This is a genomic window from Mesorhizobium sp. M0968, from assembly GCF_040319065.1.
Classification (GTDB): domain Bacteria; phylum Pseudomonadota; class Alphaproteobacteria; order Rhizobiales; family Rhizobiaceae; genus Mesorhizobium.
In genome coordinates this window covers 1-20,000 of the sequence record NZ_JAMYNL010000045.1, presented here as the reverse complement: position 1 = coordinate 20,000, position 20,000 = coordinate 1, and the positions used below count along the sequence as shown (strand labels likewise).

18 protein-coding genes, 1 tRNA gene and 2 rRNA genes (1 of these 21 running past the window's edge) are annotated in these 20,000 nt (G+C 61.5%); 12 read left to right on the top strand and 9 right to left on the bottom strand.

The genetic code is table 11. From position 1 onward, the window contains the following. The 3 genes from NKH67_RS32240 to NKH67_RS32230 all read left to right on the top strand — a co-directional run. A 23S ribosomal RNA gene (locus NKH67_RS32240) occupies positions 1 to 1,805 on the top strand; it begins 994 nt to the left of the window's first position. A gap of 96 nt (positions 1,806 to 1,901) precedes the next feature. Further along, positions 1,902 to 2,016, top strand: a 5S ribosomal RNA gene (rrf, locus tag NKH67_RS32235). Between the two features lie 130 nt (positions 2,017 to 2,146). Next, positions 2,147 to 2,223: transfer RNA gene (locus NKH67_RS32230), tRNA-Met, on the top strand. 274 nt (positions 2,224 to 2,497) lie between these two features. On the opposite strand, the gene NKH67_RS32225 is transcribed toward NKH67_RS32230, so the two are convergent. The 6 genes from NKH67_RS32225 to NKH67_RS32200 all read right to left on the bottom strand — a co-directional run bounded on the left by NKH67_RS32225 (position 2,498) and on the right by NKH67_RS32200 (position 8,498). Further along, positions 2,498 to 3,004, bottom strand: coding sequence for an L-2-amino-thiazoline-4-carboxylic acid hydrolase (locus NKH67_RS32225; protein WP_352503227.1), 507 nt, complete (start codon positions 3,002 to 3,004; stop codon positions 2,498 to 2,500). Beyond that, on the bottom strand, positions 3,001 to 3,792 hold the full coding sequence (locus tag NKH67_RS32220) for an ATP-binding cassette domain-containing protein (protein ID WP_352503228.1): 792 nt from the start codon (positions 3,790 to 3,792) through the stop codon (positions 3,001 to 3,003). Before NKH67_RS32220 ends, NKH67_RS32225 begins: the two co-directional genes overlap by 4 nt. Continuing rightward, positions 3,789 to 4,790, bottom strand: coding sequence for an ABC transporter ATP-binding protein (locus tag NKH67_RS32215; RefSeq protein ID WP_352503229.1), 1,002 nt, complete (start codon positions 4,788 to 4,790; stop codon positions 3,789 to 3,791). The genes NKH67_RS32220 and NKH67_RS32215 overlap by 4 nt, the downstream gene beginning before the upstream one ends. Next, positions 4,787 to 5,617 carry an ABC transporter permease gene (locus tag NKH67_RS32210; RefSeq protein ID WP_352503230.1) on the bottom strand — a complete coding sequence of 277 codons (831 nt, stop codon included), beginning with the start codon at positions 5,615 to 5,617 and terminating at the stop codon, positions 4,787 to 4,789. Before NKH67_RS32210 ends, NKH67_RS32215 begins: the two co-directional genes overlap by 4 nt. Further along, positions 5,614 to 6,600 carry an ABC transporter permease gene (locus NKH67_RS32205; protein ID WP_352503231.1) on the bottom strand — a complete coding sequence of 329 codons (987 nt, stop codon included), beginning with the start codon at positions 6,598 to 6,600 and terminating at the stop codon, positions 5,614 to 5,616. Before NKH67_RS32205 ends, NKH67_RS32210 begins: the two co-directional genes overlap by 4 nt. A 287-nt stretch (positions 6,601 to 6,887) precedes the next feature. Further along, positions 6,888 to 8,498, bottom strand: a complete 1,611-nt coding sequence (locus NKH67_RS32200) for an ABC transporter substrate-binding protein (RefSeq protein ID WP_352503232.1) — start codon at positions 8,496 to 8,498, stop codon at positions 6,888 to 6,890. Between the two features lie 365 nt (positions 8,499 to 8,863). Here NKH67_RS32200 and NKH67_RS32195 point away from each other — a divergent pair, with 365 nt between their 5' ends. Together NKH67_RS32195 and NKH67_RS32190 are read left to right on the top strand one after the other, a co-directional pair. After that, complete coding sequence (locus tag NKH67_RS32195) at positions 8,864 to 10,081, top strand: M24 family metallopeptidase (protein ID WP_352503233.1); 1,218 nt, start codon at positions 8,864 to 8,866, stop codon at positions 10,079 to 10,081. Between the two features lie 51 nt (positions 10,082 to 10,132). Further along, a complete protein-coding gene (locus NKH67_RS32190; RefSeq protein ID WP_352503234.1) occupies positions 10,133 to 10,813 on the top strand; it encodes a DUF4304 domain-containing protein in 681 nt (226 codons plus the stop codon). Positions 10,814 to 10,815: 2 nt separating this feature from the next. Here NKH67_RS32190 and NKH67_RS32185 read toward each other — a convergent pair whose 3' ends face one another. The 3 genes from NKH67_RS32185 to NKH67_RS32175 are packed head-to-tail and all read right to left on the bottom strand — an operon-like array spanning position 10,816 to position 13,306. Beyond that, complete coding sequence (locus tag NKH67_RS32185; protein WP_352503235.1) at positions 10,816 to 11,232, bottom strand: cupin domain-containing protein; 417 nt, start codon at positions 11,230 to 11,232, stop codon at positions 10,816 to 10,818. Positions 11,233 to 11,258: 26 nt separating this feature from the next. After that, on the bottom strand, positions 11,259 to 12,098 hold the full coding sequence (locus tag NKH67_RS32180) for a phosphoenolpyruvate hydrolase family protein (RefSeq protein WP_352503236.1): 840 nt from the start codon (positions 12,096 to 12,098) through the stop codon (positions 11,259 to 11,261). An 11-nt stretch (positions 12,099 to 12,109) separates the two neighbouring features. Beyond that, positions 12,110 to 13,306 (bottom strand): Tm-1-like ATP-binding domain-containing protein, encoded by a 1,197-nt coding sequence (locus NKH67_RS32175; RefSeq protein ID WP_352503237.1) that lies wholly within the window; start codon positions 13,304 to 13,306, stop codon positions 12,110 to 12,112. 109 nt (positions 13,307 to 13,415) lie between these two features. Between NKH67_RS32175 and NKH67_RS32170 the strand changes: the two genes are divergently transcribed. The 7 genes from NKH67_RS32170 to NKH67_RS32140 form a co-directional block, all read left to right on the top strand. Continuing rightward, entirely contained in the window at positions 13,416 to 14,111 is a 696-nt protein-coding gene (locus NKH67_RS32170; RefSeq protein WP_502893839.1) for a TetR/AcrR family transcriptional regulator, read from the top strand. Positions 14,112 to 14,468: 357 nt separating this feature from the next. Then, on the top strand, positions 14,469 to 15,785 hold the full coding sequence (locus NKH67_RS32165) for an ABC transporter substrate-binding protein (RefSeq protein WP_352448404.1): 1,317 nt from the start codon (positions 14,469 to 14,471) through the stop codon (positions 15,783 to 15,785). Between the two features lie 74 nt (positions 15,786 to 15,859). Beyond that, positions 15,860 to 16,765 (top strand): carbohydrate ABC transporter permease, encoded by a 906-nt coding sequence (locus NKH67_RS32160; RefSeq protein ID WP_353032801.1) that lies wholly within the window; start codon positions 15,860 to 15,862, stop codon positions 16,763 to 16,765. 1 nt (position 16,766) lies between these two features. Further along, entirely contained in the window at positions 16,767 to 17,726 is a 960-nt protein-coding gene (locus NKH67_RS32155) for a carbohydrate ABC transporter permease (protein WP_292661213.1), read from the top strand. Next, entirely contained in the window at positions 17,723 to 17,944 is a 222-nt protein-coding gene (locus NKH67_RS32150; protein WP_352474866.1) for a hypothetical protein, read from the top strand. The genes NKH67_RS32155 and NKH67_RS32150 overlap by 4 nt, the downstream gene beginning before the upstream one ends. Then, positions 17,941 to 19,044, top strand: coding sequence for an ABC transporter ATP-binding protein (locus NKH67_RS32145; protein ID WP_352503239.1), 1,104 nt, complete (start codon positions 17,941 to 17,943; stop codon positions 19,042 to 19,044). The genes NKH67_RS32150 and NKH67_RS32145 overlap by 4 nt, the downstream gene beginning before the upstream one ends. Continuing rightward, positions 19,044 to 20,000, top strand: a 957-nt coding sequence (locus NKH67_RS32140) for an ABC transporter ATP-binding protein (protein WP_353032799.1), incomplete at its 3' end; no start/stop codon positions are given. The genes NKH67_RS32145 and NKH67_RS32140, both read left to right, overlap by 1 nt.

Below are 20,000 nucleotides of genomic sequence, written 5' to 3'. Positions count from 1 at the left end.
TGCTAACGTCCGTCGTGAAAAGGGAAACAACCCTGACCTACAGCTAAGGTCCCCAAGTTATGGCTAAGTGGGAAAGGATGTGAGGATCCCAAAACAACCAGGATGTTGGCTTAGAAGCAGCCATCATTTAAAGAAAGCGTAACAGCTCACTGGTCTAAATAAGGGTCTTTGCGCCGAAAATGTAACGGGGCTAAAGCCATACACCGAAGCTTAGGGTTTGCAGCAATGCAAGCGGTAGCGGAGCGTTCTGTAAGCTGATGAAGCCATACCCGTGAGGGGTGGTGGAGGTATCAGAAGTGCGAATGCTGACATGAGTAACGTAAGGGGAGTGAGAGACTCCCCCGCCGAAAGTCCAAGGGTTCCTGCTTAAAGCTAATCTGAGCAGGGTTAGCCGGCCCCTAAGTCGAGGCAGAAATGCGTAGACGATGGGAACCACGTTAATATTCGTGGGCCTGGAGGAAGTGACGGATCATTGAGGTAGTCCAATCTTATCGGATTGAAAGGGCTGCTGCGTGGTTCCAGGAAATAGCTCCTCCTTATAGACCGTACCCGAAACCGACACTGGTGGACTGGTAGAGTATACCAAGGCGCTTGAGAGAACTATGCTGAAGGAACTCGGCAAATTGCACGCGTAACTTCGGAAGAAGCGTGACCCTTTCATGCGCAAGCATGGGAGGGTGGCACAGACCAGGGGGTAGCGACTGTTTATCAAAAACACAGGGCTCTGCGAAGTCGCAAGACGACGTATAGGGTCTGACGCCTGCCCGGTGCTGGAAGGTTAAGAGGAGGGGTGCAAGCTCTGAATCGAAGCCCCAGTAAACGGCGGCCGTAACTATAACGGTCCTAAGGTAGCGAAATTCCTTGTCGGGTAAGTTCCGACCTGCACGAATGGCGTAACGACTTCCCCGCTGTCTCCAGCATAGACTCAGTGAAATTGAATTCCCCGTGAAGATGCGGGGTTCCTGCGGTTAGACGGAAAGACCCCGTGCACCTTTACTATAGCTTTACATTGGCATTCGTAGTGGCATGTGTAGGATAGGTGGTAGGCTTTGAAACCTGGGCGCCAGCTCAGGTGGAGCCACCCTTGAAATACCACCCTTATCACTATGGATGTCTAACCGCGGCCCGTTATCCGGGTCCGGGACAATGTATGGTGGGTAGTTTGACTGGGGCGGTCGCCTCCTAAAGAGTAACGGAGGCGCGCGATGGTGGGCTCAGAACGGTCGGAAATCGTTCGCTGAGTGCAATGGCATAAGCCTGCCTGACTGCGAGACTGACAAGTCGAGCAGAGACGAAAGTCGGTCATAGTGATCCGGTGGTCCCGCGTGGAAGGGCCATCGCTCAACGGATAAAAGGTACGCCGGGGATAACAGGCTGATGACCCCCAAGAGTCCATATCGACGGGGTTGTTTGGCACCTCGATGTCGACTCATCGCATCCTGGGGCTGGAGCAGGTCCCAAGGGTATGGCTGTTCGCCATTTAAAGCGGTACGTGAGTTGGGTTCAGAACGTCGTGAGACAGTTCGGTCCCTATCTGCCGTGGGTGTAGGAATATTGAAAGGATCTGTCCCTAGTACGAGAGGACCGGGATGGACGGATCTCTGGTGGACCTGTTGTGGCGCCAGCCGCATAGCAGGGTAGCTATATCCGGACGGGATAACCGCTGAAGGCATCTAAGCGGGAAACCCACCTTAAAACGAGTATTCCCTGAGAACCGTGGAAGACGACCACGTTGATAGGCCGGGTGTGGAAGAGCGGCAACGCTTGAAGCTTACCGGTACTAATAGTTCGATCGGCTTGATCGTTCTCATTCCTAATGCCCATTTCTGGTGACAATCCTTGGATTGCGCCGAGATGGATGGCACAGAAAACAGCTTCTCGAGCAACGTGCGTTTTGCCGACCTGGTGGTTATGGCGGAGCGGCTGCACCCGATCCCATTCCGAACTCGGCCGTGAAACGCTCCAGCGCTGATGGTACTTCGTCTCAAGACGCGGGAGAGTAGGTCGCTGCCAGGTCTGCCAAGCGCACGTTGTTTAATCTTCTCCTTATGAACAGGCCCGCCAACGGGATATCGGGCCGCGCAAGCGGCCCTTTCATTTGGCGGAAGCTTGAATCCAGTGAGCCAAGGCTTACTTCTAGGGTTGACGCGGGGTGGAGCAGCCCGGTAGCTCGTCAGGCTCATAACCTGAAGGTCACAGGTTCAAATCCTGTCCCCGCAACCAAATTCGAAAACGGCCCGCCTTGTGCGGGCCGTTTTCGTTTTGCTGGCCGATTGGTTCGATCCCCGTCAGGCCTCGCACGAAGCAGGCACAGCGAGACACCAAGGAAGGTCCAGCCCCCGCAACCAAATTCCTTGCATGCGAGCATCAAAAACCCCGGTAGCCTTACGGCGCCGGGTTTCTTTGTTTTGGGGTGTGCTGCCAAACACCGAAGCTCGCGCGCCGCGACGGAGTTCCACGTCCTGCCGGCACCTAACTGTGCTGCATGGATGCAGCTCTAACCGGCATCCCGGTTGGTCAAGGCGATGTGGCAGCAGCCGGAACCGTGGCCCGGCGTCCAGGTGACGTTGTCGAAGCGCACTCCGGTGGCCTCGAACAGGCCGCGGTCGAAGACGCCGGCGATGCGGCAGAGTGTGGCGAGCTTCTCGTCGCCGACGCCGGCCTCGACCCAGGCGTCCTTCAGCGGACAGCGCCTGACCTTGAAGGCGATGCGGTCCGGACCGCGTTCGACGTCGGTCGGATACATGCGGCCGCCATCCGGGCTGACGGCGAGGAACGCCTCGCCGATCGCCGGTGCATCGTTCGGGCCGAAATCGGCGAAGGCCGCCGCCGCAACCTCCTTGCCGCGTTGTTCGATGATACGGATCATGATCGCCTCGGCTTTTTCCGCGCCCAACTCCGCGGTTAGCTCGTCGAGGAATAGACGATAGAGATCGGCGCGGTTGCGGAAGGCGGAATCGAGTTCGCGCGACAGTTTTTCGGCTCGGGCTTCGGCGTCGGTCATGATGCGTCCCGTTCGATCCTTGACAGTCTTGGCGCTGCCGCCACCAGCGCCTTGCCGATCGCGGATTGCGGCGCGTCGATTACGCTGCGCGCATCGCCGCTCTCGGCAATGCGCCCGGCTTCCAGAATAGTGACCCGGTGAGCGATGGCACGGACGACACCGAGATCGTGCGAAATGAAGAGATAGGCGATGCGTTCCTCGCGTTGAAGGTCAAGCAGCAGCTGCAGGATCTGCGCGCGCACCGAAACATCGAGCGCCGACACGGCCTCGTCGAGCACGACCAGCGACGGTTTCGTGGCGATGGCGCGGGCGATTGCAACGCGCTGGCGTTGGCCGCCGGAAATTTCGTGAATGGCGCGGCCGGCGAGACCGGGGCTGAGGCCGACGCGTTCCAGCAGAGCTGCAATATGGCGCGGGCGCTCGGGGCCAGAGGCAATGTGATGGATGCGCAAGGGGTCGTCGAGCACACGCGCGACTGTGGCGCGTGGGTTCAAGGCGGCGAGCGGATCCTGAAACACCATCTGAAGACGGGCGCGCCGGCCGCGCAAGGCAGCGCCGTTCAGCGACAGGAAATCGCTGCCTTCAAATTCGATACTGCCGGTATCGAATTCGACGAGCCGGAGCACTAGACGAGCTATCGTCGACTTGCCGCTGCCGGAAGGTCCGGCCAGCGCCAGCGTCTCGCCGGGGTCGATGTGGAAGGAAACGTCGTCGACCGCGGCGATGGTCTTGCCGCCGCGACTGTATCGTTTGGTCAGGCCGGAAACGGCGAGCAGCGGACTGGTCATGTTCGCCGCAACAGCGGCTCGGCGTCGAGGCCGAGATGAGCGTCAAGCAGCACACGAGTGTATGCGTGACGCGGCGCATTGACGATTTGGGCTGTCGAATCGAGCTCGAGCAGCTCGCCATGCCGGAACACCGCTATGCGCTCTGCAAGCTCAGCGGCCAGCGCAATGTCGTGGCTGATGAACAGCAGCGTCATACCGTCCTCGGCCACCAGTCGCCGGATCAGCCCGACAATCTCGGCCTGCACGATGGTGTCCAGCGCACTGGTCGCCTCGTCGGCGATCAGCAGTTTCGGCCCGGCCGCAATCGCTGCGGCGATCGCCAAGCGTTGCTTCTGGCCGCCGGAGAGCTGATGTGGAAAGGCACGCAAAGCGACATCGGGGTCGGGCAGACGGACCCGTTCGAGCAGGGTTTTTGCCTTGGCATAGGCGTCCCGCCAACTGAGGCCGAGATGGGTGTAGGCGACTTCCGCGATCTGCTTGCCGATTGGCATCACCGGGTCGAGACTGGCGGATGGGTCCTGGAAAACGAAGCCGATGTCGCGGCCGCCGATGGGGGTGTGGCTTGTCGCAATGACAAATGGTCGGCGCTCTGTCGCGCCCCCCTCTGTCCTGCCGGACATCTCCCCCTCAAGGGGGGAGATTGCGCTTTCATCTCTGCCTTCGCCAATCACCGAAGCTGGCGGAAAGGAACCGGCTGCGAAACTACCGATCTCCCCCCTTGAGGGGGAGATGTCCGGCAGGACAGAGGGGGGTGCCTTGGCACCAAACATTGGCGGCGGAGGCAAGAGCCAATCGATGCGGCCTTCGATCCTGGCGTTGGCCGGCAGCAGCCCGGCAATGGCCAGCGCCAGCGTGCTCTTGCCCGAACCGCTTTCACCGATGATGGCAAAGCGCTCGCCGGCGGGGATGTCGAGGCTGACATTCTTTAGCGCCGCCACCTCGGCGCCGTCGCGGCGATAGGTCACCGTCAGACTGCGAATCGAAGCAAGCGCCGTCACGACAGGCTCCTCCTCATCGCCGTGGTCTCGACGACGCCTTCGCCGGTGAGATAGACGCCGAGCACGGTCAGCACGAGCGCTACGCCCGGAATGATCGACAGGAAGGGCGCGGTGCGCAGCACGGCGCGGCCTTCGGCGATCATGCCGCCCCAGGTTACGCGGTTGGGGTCGCCAAGGCCGAGGAAGGACAATGCCGCTTCGGTGAGAATCGCCGCGGCGACGATCACTGACGACAATGCCATTACCGGCGGCAGCGCATTGGGGAGCACCTCGCGAAAGGCGATCTCCAGCGGATGCATGCCGATGACGCGGGCGCCGGCAACAAAATCGCGCTCGCGGATCGACAGCACTTCGGCCCGCGCCACGCGTGCCGGTCCGGTCCAGGCGCCCAGCGCGATCGCAGCGACGACGACGCCGAGCGACGGCCCGACGATGCTCACGAAAGCCAAAGCCAGCAGGAAGGCTGGGACGGTCTGGAAAGCGTCGGTGATGCGCATCAGCATCTCGTCGACAAGGCCGCCGGCAAAGCCGGCCACCGTGCCGATCACGGCGCCGATGGCAAGGGCGGCGGCTGCTGCTGCCAGCCCGACCGCCAGCGAGGTACGGGCGCCATGGAAGAGCTCGGCAAGCACGTCACGGCCAAGGCGGTCAGTGCCGAGTAGCAACGACCAGTCCTGGAACGGCAGCAGCAACGCCGGCCCGGCAATGGCCTGCGGATCGCCGGGAAAGAACAAAGGTGCGGCAAGCGCCACGGCAAACAGCGCCGCCAGGATGACCGCGCCGGCGATCGCTTCCGGGGTCCGGAGAAAGCGGCGAAGCGGGCTCACGCGCCGGCCTCACTGGCCCCGACGCGCGGATCGAGGAAGACGTAGGCGATGTCGACGAGAAGGTTGATAATGACGACCAGGACGGCGCTGGTGAGAATGATGCCGAGCAGTAGTGGGGTATCCCGCGCGGCCACCGCTTCCTGCGCCAGCCGGCCGAGGCCGGGGACGGAAAAGACGCTCTCGATGACGACGCTGCCGCCCAGCATCTGCGCGGATTGCAGGCCGAGCATGGTGACCAGCGGCAACAGCGCGTTACGGGCGACGTGAGCGAGCACGATGCGACGGCGGGAAAGTCCCCTGGCACGGGCGGCCAGCACAAAGTCCTGCCGCCACACCTCGGCCATGCCGGCGCGCATCATGCGCAGATAGAGCGCGAGATAAATGAAGCCGAGCGCCGAAACCGGCAGGACGAGATGGCGGGCGATGTCGGCGGCGCGATCGAGGCCGCTCTTGGCCGAGGCGATACTCTCGATGCCGCCGATCGGAAACCAGCGCAGGTCGACGGCGAAGACAATGATCAGCACAAGCCCGAGCCAGAAGCCCGGCACGGCATAGAGCGCCAGCGAACCGATGGACAGGAAGCGATCGCGGAAGCTGCCGGGTCTGGCGCCGGCATAGATGCCGAGCGCCGAGCCGAGACCGAATGAGAGCGCGGTGGCGCTGCCCATCAACAGAAGCGTGTTGGGCAGGCGCTCGAGGACGACTTCGCGGATCGGCCGCGAAAAGGTGACCGACTGGCCAAGGTCGAGATGCAGCAGCGCCCAAAGGTAATTGGCCAGCCGCGTCAGCTCAGACTGGTCGAGCCCCCAGCGGTGACGCAACAGCTCGATCATGCCGGCGTCGCCGCCGGTCGAGACAATATAGGCATCGACCGCATCGCCGGGAGCGGCTTCGAGCAACAGGAACGTGCCGATGACGACAATCAGCAGCACGAAGATGCTGCCGACGAGACGGCGGCGAAGGAGGATGACGGCGCGGGTCATGGCGCAACGCCGATAGGAGAGCCAAGTCTTCGGTGCCGCGCTCTACGGCGCCCCCCTCTGTCCTGCCGGACATCTCCCCCACAAGGAGGGAGATTGGCAGCTTCGGCGTTGCCGGCCGTCTTGCAACGCTGGAGATTGGCGAAAGCGACAATGACAGCCGATCTCCCCTCTCGTGGGGGAGATGCCAAGTGGTGGCAAAGAGGGCAGGACAGAGGGGGGCGCGAAAAAGCTCTCATCGCTGAAGCTGAGCACCCACACAAGCGGCACGCAAGTCTGGAGAGACTTCCTTACCCCGCCAGCCAAGTGTCCGCCCAGTTCGATACTGCCCAGCGCGGGTTGTTGGCGATGTTGTTGACCGTATCGCGGGCGACGCTGATGAAACTCCATTCGGCGACGTTGATCAGTGGCAGGTCGGCGGCAACTTTTCTCTGGAACTCCTTGTAGAGTTCGGTGCGGGCGGCGGTGTCGAGCGTCTCCGATGCCTTGGCGATCAGGGCGTCGAGATCGGCATTCTTGTAGCCACCCTGGTTGGAGAAGGGCACGCCGTCGGGAATACCGCTCTGCACCAGGATGGTGGTCGAGATCGCCGGATCGCCGCGGAACACCGGCGGCCCGACCGCAAGGTCGAAGGCGTGGTCGGTGTAAACCGCCTTGATGTGCGCGGCAGAGTCGTTGTTGACCAGCTGGGCGTCGATGCCAATGACGGCGAGCGCCTGGCGCAGATAGTCGCCGAACTGTTTGGTTTCGTTGAAGTAAGGCGCGGGCAGCAATCTCAGTGAAAAGCGCTTGCCGTCATCGCCCCGGCTGTAGCCGGCCTCGTCAAGCAAGGCGTTGGCCTTGGCAACGTCGAAGGCGTAGGTCGGCACGTCGGCGGTGTAGAATTGCGGGTCGTTTTTCGGCACCGGGCCAGTGGCGGTGGCGGCATAGCCAAGGAATACCGTCTTGACGACGAAATCCTTGTCGATGGCGTGAGCGATCGCCTGGCGTACTTTCAGGTCGGCCAGCTCCTTGCGGCGATGATTGATCTCGACGACGAGCTGGTAGGTCAGCCCTTCATAACCCTTGGTGATCACCTTGAGACCGGGCACTTTGGAGATGCGGTCGAGCTCGGCCAGGGGCACGGCGGAGAAGGCGGCGAGCTGGATCTCTTCGGCTTCCAGGGCGCTGGCCGCCGACGTGCGGTCCGGCAGCACCTGATAGATGATCTCGTCAAGATAGGGCTCGTCCTTGCCCCAATAGTCGGTGTTCTTCTCCAGCCGGTAATATTCGCCGGGCTTGTGTTCGGCAAATTTGAACGGTCCGGTGCCGACCGGGGCGTTGTTGGCCGGGTTGTCCTCGATCTTTCCGGTCTCGTAGATGTGCTTGGGCACCACGCTGCTCAGCGCCGGCAAGGCGTTGCGGATTAGCTGGAACGGTGTCGGCTTGGCGAATTTGAACACGGCGGTGGTTTCGTCCGGCGTGTCGACCGCCTCCAGATCCTTGAACACGGTGCGGCCGAGATTCTGCAGCGGCTTCCAGACCTGCAGCGCCGAGAAGGCGACATCGGCTGAGGTGAATGGCTTCCCATCATGCCATTTGACGCCCTCGCGCAGTTTGAACGTCACCGCCATGCCGTCGGCGGCACCTTCCCAGCTGAGCGCCAGGCGCGGATCGAGCCCGTCCTTGCCGCCGAAGGAGGCCTCGGCCAAGGTTTCCACGATCTTGCTCGAAATGAAGAAGACGCCGTTCGAGGCGACAATCGCCGGATTGAGATTGCGCGGCTCGGAATCGGCGGCGACAACCAGTCGTCCGCCCTTTCTCGGCGTCTGCGCCGAGCCGATCGTCGGCATGGCGGTGGAGGCCAACAGCAACGCCGAACCGGCCAGCATTGTACGTCTGGAAACGGTGAACTCTGGCATGATCGAACTCCGTCCTCTCCGCGGACCCGGCCGGGTCCACCGTACCCCTCGGACGCTCGTAAGCATCCTGCAAAGCTGATTATGGGCCTTGTGCGGGGTTTCGCCAAAGACGGAATTGGCGCATCTCTACGTGGCTTTGAAATTTCCGTCCGCTGGACCAGTTGTACAGAAAACGGTTCGACGCGCGGTTCTAGCAGGACCAGGCTGGGGTAAAGTGCAGCAGGTGGAGCAGCTTTTGGGGCTGGTTCGCCCGTTCTGGCTGGACCAGATCGGGCAAAATGATGCAGATTTAAGCATAGCCGAGGTTCAGAGCCGGAAAAGCCGGTGCCGGCGAGCGGCCGGCCAGGGATTTCAGGGAGAGAGACATGAACATTGCCCCAGGCAAGAATGCCGTCGGCAGCGTGCCGTTCGACCAGGCCAGGGTGGACGGGCTGATGGAGGAGGCCGGCATCGACGTGCTGCTCGCCACCTCCAAGCACAACACGCAATATCTGCTTGGCGGCTACAAGTTCATCTTCTTCGCCGCCATGGATGCAATCGGCCACAGCCGTTATCTGCCTGTCGTCGTCTATGAGAAAGGTGGGCCGGAGCATGCCGCCTATATCGGCAACCGCATGGAAGGCGGCGAGCACCAGAACCATCCATTCTGGACGCCTACACTGCATGCCGCCTGCTGGGGTACGCTCGATGCCGCCAATCTGGCGGCCGAGCATTTGCGAAAGATCGGCAAGGGCAATGCCCGCATCGGCATCGAGCCCGCCTTCCTGCCGTCCGACGCCTATATGCTGATCCGCAACGCGCTGCCGGATGCCAAGCTGATCGATGCGACTGATATGCTGGAGCGCATGCGGGCAATCAAAACCGAGGCGGAGCTGGAAAAGCTGCGCATCGCTTCGGAGCTGATCACCGATTCCATGCTGGCGACCATCGGCTGGGCACGCGAAGGCACGACCAAGAGCGAGATCATCGAACAGCTCAGGCGCGAGGAGACCAATCGCGGCGCGCATTTCGAATATTGCCTGTTGACGCTAGGCTCCAGCCACAACCGCGCCGCCTCGCCGCAGGCGTGGAGGAAGGGCGAGGTGATGTCGATCGATTCCGGCGGCAACTACCACGGCTATATCGGCGATCTTTGCCGCATGGGCGTGCTGGGCGAGCCTGACGCCGAACTCGAGGATCTGCTGGCCGAGATCGAGACAGTGCAGCAGGCGGCCTTCTCCAAGGTCAAGGCGGGCACGCTGGGCGGTGACATGATTTCTCATGCCGAAGGCGTTCTGAAGAAATCCAAGGTTGCGGCCTATACTGATTTTTTCGCGCATGGCATGGGGCTGATCACGCATGAAGCGCCGTTCCTGATGACCAACCATCCGGTGACATATGAAGGCACCTATGCCGCAAAGCCGCTGGAGAAGAACATGGTGCTTTCGGTCGAGACGACCATGCTTCACCCGACGCGCGGCTTCATCAAGCTGGAGGACACGGTGGCGGTGACCGATGCCGGTTACGTCATGTTCGGCGATCGGGGCCGGGGCTGGAACAGGGGCGGGGGCGGCTTAGGCGCTGGTTACCTAGCCCGTTCTTGAGATTACCTCGTCCGAGCAAATAATTGGTCACGCCAGCGAGCATTTGCCGATATGGAACGCGAACTGCCCAAGCAGGTCTTTATCGACGGGTGCGAGCAGATCTCCATGGAGTTCGAACCGATTGGGTTCCGCTTTGCGAAAAGCGGTCCTCATGCGAGTCGTCGGGCCGGCGACTGGGCATTCAAAATCTCCTTTCAATCAAACTATCTGAACGTCGGCGGCGAGTACGTCGAACTCGTCGTGCATGCGTCGGTCTACAGCAAGGCAATAAAGGAGTGGGACGAGCGAAGCGCTTGGCCCGCCAGTGCCAGCGATTGGGTCGCCGGTGGACAGCTTGGCAATTTGCGAACCCCGCATCATTGGCGGACATGGAACATCGCAAACCCGCATACCCGCCAGGCTGAAATCGCGAACATCGTTGCCAACATCCAAACGACTGTCCTGCCGCTCTTCGAACGTTTCGACGTTCCGCGCAAACTAGCCGAACAGGTCGCATGTTCTGAAGTTCCGGGCTTCATGTTCCCTGAAAATGCTGTTCGATTTGTACTCTGGCAGCTTGGTCCGGAGGCAGCGGAAAACTGTTTGTCCTACTGGGTGGCGCGCTTACCTTCGCCGGATGCTTTCCGATCAGAGCGCGATGTCCCCACTTTGCCGGATAGGCTCGCTCTGGGAGGCGATACTAAAAACCTAGCAAGGGTCGCTCGTGCGATGAAGATTGGCCTCAGCCTGTGACATTATCTGCCCGGCGGGATCAACCTGAAATCCGGCAACTCCCGCAATGCCAGTTCCGGCCCTGCCGGCGAATAGACGACGAAAAGCTGCATCGGCCCATCGCCGGTATTGAGCGTCGAGTGGAAGCGGCTTTCCGGCACATAGATGGTGCAGCCGGGGCCGACTTTCTCGACGACCGGGTTGCCCTTCTCGTCCTCGACCATCTGCTCGCCATTGCCCGAGATGACAAAGATGATCTCCTCCGCACCCGGATGGTTATGACGCGTATGGCCTTTGCCTGACGGTAGGTCGACGACACCACCGGAAAATCGCTTTGCGCCGTTCACTTCGGGAGCGACCGTCAGCGACAGCCTGCCCCAGTCGAAGCCGAAGGCGCTGACGTCTTTTGGATATACGAATACCTTGCTGTTCTCCGTCATCGTTCCACCCTTCTGTTTGCTGGTCTCTACGCAGCGCCGAACGTGACCGCCTTGAAATCCGCCGTCTGCCTGGCGATTGAGGCTTCCGCCGGCAGCCGCTCCATCGAACTGGCGCCATAGAACCCGTGCAGGCCCTTGCAGCGCTCGAGAACATATCTGGCGTCGTCCGGCATCGAGATCGGCCCGCCATGGCAAAGCAGGATCATATCCTCGCGCACTGAGCGTGCCGCTTTGGCGATGGTGTCGATCTCGCTCACACAGTCGTCCAGCGATTTAGCCGATGTCGCGCCAATCGAGCCGCCGGTGGTCACCCCCATATGGGCGACGACGATGTCGGCGCCAGCTGTTGTCATGGCGCGCGCCTCGTCTGCGTTGAAGACATAGGGCGTGGTCAACAGGTCGAGTTTGTGAGCCTCGGCGATCATGTCGACCTCGAGCCCGAAGCCCATGCCGGTTTCTTCAAAACTCTGCCGCATCTGGCCGTCGAACAGGCCGATAGTCGGAAAGTTCTGCACACCGGAAAAACCCATCGTCTTCAACTCGGCCAAAAGCAGCGGCATGATGACGAAGGGATCGGTGCCGTTGACGCCGGCCAGCACCGGCGTCTTCTTCACTACCGGCAGCACTTCGTAGGCCATTTCCTTGACGATCTCGTTGGCGTTGCCATAGGCGAGCAGGCCGGCGGCCGAGCCGCGCCCGGCCATGCGGTAGCGGCCCGAATTGTAGATGATGATCAGGTCGATGCCGCCGGCTTCCTCTGCCTTGGCCGACAGGCCGGTGCCGGCACCGCCGCCGACGATCGGCACGCCGTCCGCGATCATCTTGCGGAATTTCTCCAGGATTTTCTTGCGCGGTATGGCGGCCATGTCTTGGTGTCTCACTGTCTGGCGATGTCGAGGAAGGCCGTTGTGGCAGCCCAGGCGAATTCGGGGTCGTTGATATGAAGCGGCAAACGCAGCACGCGCCGCGTTTTGGCGGGTTTGATGGTACGCTCGATCGCCTCGAACAAAGCGGCATCGGCTTCAGGGTCGAAGAAGGCGCCGCCTTCAATGTCGAGCGCCGACACGCCTTTCTCCGGAATGAGGAAACGAACCGGACCCTGGCAGAGGCTCAGCCTTGTACCGATCCATTCGCCGATCGTTCTGCTTTCGTCGGCAGTGGTGCGCATCAGTGTGACGTTTGGATTGTGCTCATAGAACAGCCGGCCGCGATAGCGTTCCGGAATTGTCGGCGGCGCCCAGAAATTGACCATGTCGAGCGCGCCGACCGAGCCGACATAAGGCAGCCCGGTGCGGGCGATGGCGCCAAAGCGATCCTCGGTCGCCGGCAGCACGCCGCCAAACAGCAAGTCGCAGACTTCGGTCGTTGTGATGTCGATGACGCCGGACAACAGGCCGCTGTCGGCCAATTTTTCCATGGTGCGGCCGCCGGTGCCGGTGGCATGAAAGACCATGCAGTCATAAGTCGAACGAAGCTCATCGGCGATCGCGGTCACGCATGGCGTGGTGACGCCGAACATGGTGAGGCCGAGCGACGGTTTGCCGTCGGGCGGCGGCGCCGGCTTTGTCGCCATGCCTGATATCGCCTGGGCGGCATTGTGCAGCACGACACGCGAAAGCCGGTTGAGGCCGGCCATGTCGGTCACCGACGGCATCATGACGATGTCGGAGACGTCGACGTAAGGCGCGGTGTCACCCGAGGCCAACGTCGAAACCATGATCTTGGGCAGACCGAGCGGCAGCGTGCGCATGCCTGCGGTGATGATCGAAGTGCCGCCACCGCCGCCAATGCCGATAATCCCGGCAATATCGCTGCGCGACTGGACAAACCGGGCAAAGGCGGCAGCCATCGCCGCCACCGCGGTGCCGCGATCGTCGACGCCGAGTACGGCATTGCGACCCTCGGAATGGTGGCTGGCGACCTCGTCTGCCGAAACATCGACCGGCACGGTCGCGCCGCGTGTTCCGATGTCGACACGGGCAATCGAAGCGCCGGTAGCGGCGACCGCATCGGCCAGAAACGCGAGTTCCTCGCCCTTGGTGTCGGCGGTGCCCACCACATAGATGCGCTTCATCGCGTTTCCCCGGTCTTGGGCGTGTTCGGCGCTGCCGCCCCTTTTTGTCCGGCCGTTCGACGGCGCGAAGGACCATTGCAATTTTTTGAGACACGCGTATCGTATTGACATGAATGTCTCACGTCAACAGGCGGCAATCGACGACGATGCCAGCCAAGGGCCGAACCCCCAGGTAGAGCGCGGGGCCCGCGCGCGCACCAGGCGTCTCATGCTGGAGACGGCGACAAAGCTGATGCAGGCGGGCGCCACGCCCTCCGTCAGCGAGGTGGCGGAGGCAGCGGAGGTCTCGCGCGCCACCGCCTATCGGTATTTTCCGAGCCAGGCGGCGTTGGTGCAGGCGGTGGTCGATGAGGGGCTTGGGCCGATCCTTACGTGGAAATCGAGCTCTGCCGATCCCGAGCGCCGGGTCGCCGAGCTGTTCGAGACCGCCATGCCGCGCATCGAGGTCTTCGAAGCGACGTTCAAGGCGGCGCTGAAACTGTCGCTCGACCAGTGGGCGCAGCGACAGGCAGGCACGCTTGACGGCGAACCTGCCTTCACCCGCGGCCATCGCGTCGATCTCTTGAAAGATGCGATCGCGCCACTCAAAGGCCGGTTGCCGCCGCGCGAATTCAAGCGGCTCGCGCAGGCGCTGTCATTGATCTTCGGTGTTGAGGTGCTGATCGTTTTAAAGGATATATGGGGATTGGATAGCCGCAGTATGATGTCGGTTGCGCAATGGGCGGCCGGCGCTCTTGTGCGCGCGGCTATGACCGAATCGATGATTGAAGGAGATGGGATCGCGCCGACGACCGCCGTGAGATGACGCCAATCTGGTTCGACCAGATTTTCAACCTGGCTATTCATGCTACTAGCGATGCAGCGGCCCAAGTAAGGCATTCATGTATCAAGGAGTAGGAAAATTCAGGGAAAACAGGCAGATATCGCAGAAGCCAACTTGTCTGCGTGTCCGCCACCGTCCAAGAAAGGGCTTGACGTTCCTCTTAAATTGGTAATACCAGATCAGGACAAATAAAGCGGATCAAAGGTGAAGGCTGAGATCCGTTTCGGTCGAGCGAGGAGGCTCACAGACCGAAACGGTGCCGTCACGGGAGGACTACCAGGGCCGGCCTCGATGCCGGTTCTCATGAACGGTAGAATGCGCACAAGGGAGGAAATCATTATGCGCAAGACAATGACCAGCTTGCTTGCTGGTATCGGCCTAGTGCTCGCCTGCGGAACGTCCGTCTACGCGCAGGAAAAGGAACTTACAATCTTCTGGGCGGAATGGGATCCGGCCAATTACCTGCAGGAACTCGGCAACGAGTACGAGAAGGAAACCGGCGTCAAGATCACGGTGGAAACCACACCGTGGCCCGACTTCCAGACCAAGGCCTTCACCGAGTTCAACGCCCATGGCGACGCCTACGATATGGTCGTCGGCGACTCGCAATGGCTTGGTGCTGGCTCGACCGGTGGCCACTATGTCGACCTGACCGACTTCTTCAACAAGCACAAGGTCGGTGAAGTGATGGCACCGGCCACGGTGAAATACTATGCCGAATATCCGGGCGGCAGCAGCAAGTACTGGGCCATTCCGCTCGAAGGCGACGCCGTCGGCTGGTCCTATCGCAAGGACTGGTTCGAAGACCCCAAGGAAAAGGAAGCTTTCAAGGCCAAGTATGGCTACGATCTCGACGTGCCGAAGGATTTCAAGGCGCTACGCGACATCGCCGAATTCTTCTACCGGCCGGACCAGAAAAAATACGGCATCGCCATCTACACCGACAATTCTTATGACGCGATGGCGATGGGCTTCGAAAACGCGCTGTTCTCCTTTGGCGGCGAGCTGGGTGACTATAAGACCTACAAGGTCGATGGCTTCATCAACTCCGACAAGGCGATCGCGGCGCTCGACGCCTACAAGGAACTCTACAAGTTCACGCCTCCGGGCTGGGCCAAGTCGTTCTTCGTCGAGGACAACCAGGCGATCACTGAAAACCTAGCCGCGATGAGCATGAACTACTTCGCGTTCTTCCCCTCGTTGATCAACGAGGCGTCGAACCCGAACGCCAAGAACACCGGCTTCTTCGCCAATCCAGCCGGACCTGGCGGCGACCAGTTCGCCGCACTCGGCGGTCAGGGCATCTCCATCGTTTCCTACTCGCAGAAGCAGGAAGAGGCGACGAAGTTCCTGGAATGGTTCATCAAGGACGAGACCCAGAAGAAATGGGCAGCGCTTGGCGGCTACACCTGCAGTGCCGCCGTGCTCAAGTCGCCCGAATTCCAGAACGCCACGCCCTACAACAAGGCGTTCTACGAGACCATGTTCAAGGTCAAGGACTTCTGGGCGGTTCCGGAATACGCGGAACTGCTGCAGCAGCTTAACCAGCGCATCTATCCTTACATGATCGGCGGCGAAGGCACCGCCAAGGAGACGCTGGACGCACTGGCAGCCGACTGGAACGCGACCTTCAAGAAATACGGCCGCGGCCAATAAGCATGAAGTTTCACGGAGGGGGCGTTCGTGCCTCCTCCGTTTCTTTTTCTGATTCTTGAACCGGGAGCAGGGTCTTGGCGACCACGATGATCACCACGCTGGACAGGTCCTCGCGGGCCGCCGCTCGCGGTCTAAGCGACAGTTCGATCCGCAATCTCTTCATCATCCCGACGATCCTGTTTCTGATCGTCTTCAACATCTTCCCGCTGATCTATTCGCTGGGCTATTCGTTCACCGATTTCCGCGCCTCGACCAGCGCGGCGGCGAATTTCGTCGGGCTGCAAAACTATCGCGACCTGCTCAGCGATCCCTATGTCTGGTCCAACTTCGCCATCACCGCAAAATACGTCATCATCTCGGTCGCCGGCCAGCTGCTCGTCGGCTTCGGCGTGGCCATGCTGCTCAATCGCGACATTCCGCTCAAGGGCCTGCTGACGACGCTCCTGTTGTTGCCGATGATGCTGTCGATGGCCGTCGTCGGCCTGTTCTGGAAGCTGCTCTACGATCCGTCCTTCGGCATCATCAATTATGCGCTCGGCCTCGGCACCTTCGAATGGCTGTCGAATCCGAAAATGGCGCTCTATGCGGTTGCGCTGACCGACATCTGGATGTGGTCGCCCTTCGTCATGCTGTTGTCGCTGGCCGGCCTGTCGGCCGTGCCCAAGCATCTCTACGAGGCAGCCGCGATCGACAGGGCCGGACCATTCTACACCTTCTTCCGCATAACGCTGCCGCTGGTTGCGCCGATCCTGATGATCGCGGTCATCTTCCGCACCATGGAGGCGTTCAAGACCTTCGACCTCGCCTACATCCTGACCAGCCAGCCGACGGCCGAGCTGGTCTCGATCCGGCTCTACAAGATGGCGTTCCAGGAATGGCAGACCGGGCGTTCCTGCGCGCTCGCCTACATCGTGCTGATCATGGTGCTGGCGATCACCAACATCTATGTCAAATACCTCAACAAGGTGAAGGAGCGCTGAGATGGCCGCAGTCCGCACTTCTTCCGAAATCACCTTCAACCGGGTCGCCATCGTCGCTGTCCTGCTGGTGACGATCATCTTCCTGGCGCCGATCTACTGGATCGCCTCGACGGCGTTCAAGCCGCGCAACCTCGCCACCACCATTCCGCCGACGGTGGTTTTCCAGCCGGAGATATCGCCCTTCGTCAAGTTGTTTACCAAGCGTTCGCAGCTGCGCAGCCCGCCGTCGCCGGAGGAGTACGCGGCTGCGCCGTGGTGGGAGCGCGTCGTTTTCAATGGGGGCGAAAAGATCGTGCGCGACGGCAAGGGCCAGGTGCAGTGGTCGGGCTATCCGAGCCGTTTCATGAACTCACTGATCGTTGCCATAACCTCGACCGTCCTGGCCGTCGGCATGGGCACCTTCACCGCCTATGGGTTCTCGCGCTTCAAGGTAAAAGGCGAGGCGGACCTACTGTTCTTCATCCTGTCGACACGCATGCTGCCGCCGGTGGTCGTCGCCATTCCGATGTTCCTGATGTACCGGGCGGTCGGCCTCAACGATTCCCATATCGGCCTGATCATCCTTTACACCGCCTTCAACCTGTCCTTCTCGGTGTGGCTGATGAAAGGCTTCATGGACGAGATCCCCAAGGAGTATGAGGAGGCGGCCCTCGTCGACGGCTATACGCGCATGGAGGCCTTCTTCAAGATCGTGCTGCCCGAGGCCGCCACCGGCATCGCCGCCACTGCCGTGTTCTGCTTTATCACGGCGTGGAACGAATATGCCTTCGCACTGATCATGACCAGCCGCCGTGCCCAGACAGCACCGCCCTTCATCCCCAGCCAGGTCGGTTCCGGCCTGCCGGACTGGACGGTGATTGCCGCCGGAACCTTCCTGTTCCTGCTGCCGGTCGCGATCTTCACCTTCCTGCTCCGTAATCACCTGTTGCGCGGCATGTCGTTTGGAGCGATCCGCAAATGAGCTTTCGCGAGATCAACCAGAAATATCTCGAACCGGGCAGCCAGGTGCTGATGGTGCTCGGTATCATCGCGCTCTGCCAGCCGTGGAACATGCTGCTGCACAGCTATGGCGTGACCATCATCCTGATCGGCCTGATCGGCTTCAACATCACCTCCAAGATCGCGCCGGAGGAGAAGGCCGGCACCGGGCAAGGGGCAAATCCGGGGGCACAGCATTGACCCAGATCGAGCTTCGAGGCGTCCAGAAATATTTCGGCGCCGTGCAGGTCATAAAGGACCTCAACCTGAAGATCGACGACAACGAGTTCATCGTGCTGCTCGGCCAGTCGGGCTGCGGGAAGACGACGACGCTCAGGGCGATTGCCGGGCTGGAGACGATCGACGGCGGCGACATCCTCATCGACGGCAAGCCGGTCCAGCACCTCAAGGCCGCCGATCGCGATATCGCCATGGTCTTCCAGTCGTTCTCGCTCTATCCGCATATGAGCGTCTATGAGAACATCGCCTTTCCGCTCAGGGCGACGCGCAAGAGCAAGGCCGAGATCGACAGCGAGGTGCGCTCGGTCGCCAAGACGCTGCAGATCAGCGATCTCCTCGCCAAGAAACCATCGGCGCTGTCGGGCGGCGACATGCAGCGCGTGGCGATCGGCCGAGCCTTGGTGCGGCGGCCGAAGGCGATGCTGATGGACGAGCCGATCGGGGCGCTCGATGCCAAGCTGCGCGAGGAGATGCGGGCCGAGATCAAGCGGCTGCACATCAAGCAGGGCTCGACCAGCATCTACGTCACCCACGACCAGATCGAGGCGATGAGCCTCGCCGACCGCATCGTCATCATGCATGAAGGTGTGCTGCAGCAGGTTGGCTCGCCGGACGAGGTCTATTCGCATCCGGCGAACCTTTTCGTCGCGCAATTTGTAGGCAGCCCGGTGATGAACGTCGCCGACGCTTCGGTGACCGAGAAAGCCTCGTCGGCCTCGGTCACCGTCGGCGATGCGGCCGCCGGTTTCGAATTCCCGCGCGCCTTGCTGTCGAAGCTCAACGGCCATGCCGGCGGCCAACTCGCGCTCGGCATCCGGCCGGAAGGCGTCCTCGTCCGCCGCGAAGCAGCCGACGGGTTCTTGCCGGTGGAGACGCAGATCGTCGAGCCGCTCGGCTCCTTCGACATCGTCGACCTCAAGGTCGGCTCCAAGATGCTGCGTGCGCGCACCAAGAGCGGCTTCATCGGCGGCCCCGGCGAAAGAGTCTTCGTCAGAATCGATCCCGGCCAGGCGCATTTCTTCGACACGGCGAGCGGCAAATCGCTGGGAGTGAGACTCTGATGGCCCACATCCAGCTCAAGAACATCTCGAAGAAATTCGGCAACCACACCGCCTTGACCGGGCTCGATCTCGACATCGCCGATGGCGAGTTCTTCGTCCTGCTCGGCGAGACCGGCGCCGGCAAGACGACGACGCTGCGCATGATTGCCGGCCTGGAAAAACCGAGCGAAGGTCAGGTCTTGATCGACGGCGTCGATGTCGCCGATTGGGGCGCGGCGGAGCGCGACGTGGCGCTGGTGCTGCAGCAATATTCACTCTACCCGCGCTATACCGTACGCCAAAACCTCGAATTTCCGCTGAAGCCGAAAATCCGCCGGCTGCCCGATGCCGAGATCAAGGATCGCGTCGACCGCGCCGCCAGGACGCTGCGGATCGAGCATCTACTCGACCGCAAGACCGACCGGCTTTCAGGCGGCGAGATGCAGCGCGTCTCGATCGGCCGCGCCATCGTGCGCAAGCCGAGGGTATTCCTGATGGATGAGCCGTTGTCGGCGCTCGACGCCAAATTGCGCGAAGCGCTGCGCACCGAATTGAAGAACCTGCAGATGCAGCTTGGCGCCACCTTCCTGTTCGTGACGCACGATCAGATCGAGGCGATGTCGATGGGTGACAAGGTCGGCGTGCTCAACCATGGCCGCATCGTCCAGACCGGCACGCCGTACGAGATCTACAACAATCCGCGCGACACCTACGTGGCAAGCTTCGTCGGCTCGCCGCCGATGAACCTCATCGACGGCAAGCTTGTCAACGGACGTGCGGTGATGGCACCGCTGAATTTCGAATTGCCGTTTTCGGGGGGTGCCAAGACTTCGGGGGGGCTAAAGACGGGCGCGGGGGGCGCCCGGGGGCCCCACAGCGTGGGGGTTTGGGCGGCACTCCGGGTGCTGGAGCCCCGCCCCCCGGGCGGGGCGGGGGGGGCGCCGGGGGGGGGACCAGGGGGGGGGATGAAAGTGGGG